The organism is Pedobacter sp. (genome assembly GCF_035566355.1).
Taxonomy (GTDB): domain Bacteria; phylum Bacteroidota; class Bacteroidia; order Sphingobacteriales; family Sphingobacteriaceae; genus Pedobacter.
Map to the genome: position 1 here is coordinate 1 of NZ_DATMRL010000367.1, position 2566 is coordinate 2566.

The 2566-nt window shown below is 40.5% G+C and carries 3 protein-coding genes; 1 reads left to right on the forward strand and 2 read right to left on the reverse strand.

From position 1 onward, the window contains the following. Positions 1-354, reverse strand: a 354-nt coding sequence (locus VNZ46_RS14070) for an Hpt domain-containing protein (protein WP_325560723.1), incomplete at its 3' end; no start/stop codon positions are given. 17 nt (positions 355-371) lie between these two features. Continuing rightward, complete coding sequence (folK, locus tag VNZ46_RS14075) at positions 372-866, reverse strand: 2-amino-4-hydroxy-6-hydroxymethyldihydropteridine diphosphokinase (RefSeq protein ID WP_325560724.1); 495 nt, start codon at positions 864-866, stop codon at positions 372-374. A gap of 116 nt (positions 867-982) precedes the next feature. Between folK and sppA the strand changes: the two genes are divergently transcribed. Then, on the forward strand, positions 983-2566 hold a 1584-nt coding region (sppA, locus tag VNZ46_RS14080; protein WP_325560725.1), incomplete at its 3' end, for a signal peptide peptidase SppA.

Below are 2566 nucleotides of genomic sequence, written 5' to 3' on the forward strand. Positions count from 1 at the left end.
CCTGGCCTGATCAAGCTGCCTATACAAAAGCTGAACAAATTCATTCACCTCATTAAACAGAGCAGGAATTTGATCCACCTCTTTCAGATCACGTGCACAATGTTCAATCATTTGCATGTGGTCTTTTGCGTCTTCCCTGCCCACGTACACAAAAGTTGGTTTGATCTTGTGTGCAAATCCAGAAGCTTTTGTCCAATCCTCATTTCTCACTGCTTGCTCCAGATCTGCCATATACATAGGCGTTTGCTGCTTGAACATATCGATCATTTCGATCATAAATTCAGCACTGTCTCCAGACATGTCCTTCAGATAAGAAAGATCAAGCGGCAAGTTATTTTTTTCTAAGTCGATCATTAAACAAAACTAATAAATTATACTTTTATGACTGGCAGATTATCTGCCAAACTTTTTAATATTTCTGAAATACTCACCCCTAAAACAGGATGCACTACATTTCCGGCTATTTCAGCCAGTGGCACCAACACAAATTTACGGTACTGCATTTGAGGGTGCGGAACCTGAAGCCGGTCAGGAATATCGATAATTTCGTTACCATACAGAATCAGATCAATATCGATCAATCTTGCTCCCCATTTCTCCTGCCTTATCCGCCCCAACTCGCTTTCAATTGACAGGATCTTTTCCAACACCTCCTCTGCAGAGAATCTTGTTTCTACTTCAACAGCAACATTTAGAAAAGAGGGTTGGTCTTCTTTTCCCCAGGCTGCAGTTTCATAAAAAGAAGAAATCCCTTTTACTATCCCAACTTCTTCTTTAAGATAATCAATTGCATCCGTAATCAGCTGACGTCTCTCACCTAAATTACTTCCGAGTAACAAATAAACAGTTTGTCTATCCAATAGCATATATGGCAACATTTTATAATACGCTCTAAAGTTAGGAAACATCTCGGAGCTTATTGCGTTTTGTAACCTGAAGCTAGCATAGGATTCCTATATTTACAAAATAATTCACCGTTAATATGAAAGATTTTTTCAAATATGTTTTTGCTACAGTTCTTGGCTTTGTGATCTCCATTGTTCTGATTAGCTTAGTTTTCGTGGCCATTATTGTTGGCATTGTCTCCTCGATAAGTGAAGACAAAAAGATTCCCGTAGAAAGCAATAGCGTTCTGTATTTAAATCTTGATCAAACCATTAAAGAACGTACCCTCAACAAACGTTTTGAAAATCTTCCAGTAATTGGTTCTGGTGAAAAAAGCATTGGTTTCAATGACCTGATCAGAGGCATCAAAAAAGCAAAAACAGACGATAACATCAAATGCATTTATCTTAATGTGAGCGCACCTGGCGCAGGCAAGGCTACGCTTAAGGAAATTAGAGATGCGTTGGTTGACTTCAAGTCCAGCAGAAAACAAATTATCGCTTATAGCGAAGTCTACTCACAGGACGCCTATTACCTTGCCTCTGCTGCGAGCAAGGTATATCTCAATCCTCAGGGAGCGCTGGAGTTTAAAGGTTTCAGTTCAGAACTGATGTTTTTTAAAGGTGCACTGGAAAAACTCGGTGTAGAGGCACAGATTATACGCGTTGGAAATTATAAAAGTGCTGTAGAACCCTTTATCACAGATAAAATGAGTGATTACAACCGCCAGCAGGTTACGGCTTATGTAGGTGGCCTATACAGTACCTTTCTGGAAGGAATAGCTCAAACCAGAAACATTCCAAAAGACAGCCTGTTCTCCTGGGCAAACAATTATAAAATACAGCTTCCTCAGGATGCTTTAAACGCGAAAATGGTAGACGGGTTGAGGTACAAAGATGAAATCATTGCTGAACTTAAAACGCTGAGCGGAACTGAAAAAGGCAATAACATGCGTACGGTGACCATCAATGACTACGCAGAGAACCTGAGTCAGGACACACCTTCTGCAAAAGATAAAATTGCGGTTGTATATGCAAACGGAGATATCACCGGCGGTGAAGGCGACGACAACTCTATAGGATCTGAAAGAATTTCAAGAGCCATCAGAAAAGCCCGGGAAGACAGCAGTATCAAGGCCATCGTTCTTCGAGTAAATTCTGGAGGAGGCAGTGCACTGGCATCTGATGTGATCTGGAGAGAAATCATCCTGAGCAAAAAAGTAAAACCTGTAATCGCTTCTTTTGGCGACGTTGCCGCTTCCGGGGGATATTATATAGGGTGCGCAGCAGATTCAATCTTTGTCCAGCCAAATACAATCACCGGCTCAATTGGTGTTTTTGGTATTATTCCTAATTTTCAAAATCTGTTGAACAATAAGCTGGGTATTACCTTTGATGGTGTTAAAACCGGAAAGTATGCAGATATTATGAGTGTAAATCGTCCTTTAACTTCAGGAGAACGTTTTATTATCCAAAACGATGTCAACCACGTTTACGATAGTTTCATTACCAGGGTAGCAGATGGGCGTAAAAAGACAAAAGAGTATATTAATTCTATTGGTGGAGGCCATGTTTGGGTTGGCACAGATGCAGTTAAAAATGGCCTGGCAGACAGGTTAGGAAGTTTTAACGATGCAATTGTTGCAGCCGGAAAAAAAGCAAAATTAAAGGAATACCGGGTG